The sequence below is a fragment of the Lysinibacillus sp. GbtcB16 genome (genome assembly GCF_019091145.1).
GTDB lineage: Bacteria > Bacillota > Bacilli > Bacillales_A > Planococcaceae > Lysinibacillus > Lysinibacillus fusiformis.
On the sequence record NZ_JAGXJV010000548.1, the window covers coordinates 1 to 260 of the forward strand.

A 260-nucleotide genomic window follows, 5' to 3' on the forward strand; every position below is an offset into this window, starting at 1 on the left:
TTCACAACATGAAATTTCTGTTTCGACGACGTTTCCTGCATGAAGAGATACCCGGGAATTCGTGCTTTCGAAGTTTGAGCTGCTACCGCAAGTTCACTCCATGTGAGATCGGAGGATCCTTTTAAATAGAGAAAAGGCATGTTGTATTGGTCGAAGGCAATAAGGCTGCTGCCACTGTCAATGCTCTGCTGGAAATTACTCACGAGAGCCGGATAGTTCAGTTTGTAGATCATAATTCCACTCGAAAAAGGTGTGCTGTC

1 protein-coding gene is annotated in these 260 nt (G+C 44.6%); it reads right to left on the minus strand.

Features of this window, described 5'->3' with window-relative positions; translation table 11 throughout:
* The coding region (locus KVT27_RS25205) for a hypothetical protein (protein WP_217582232.1) at positions 1–233 on the minus strand (233 nt) is incomplete at its 3' end.
* Positions 234–260 lie beyond the last annotated feature (27 nt).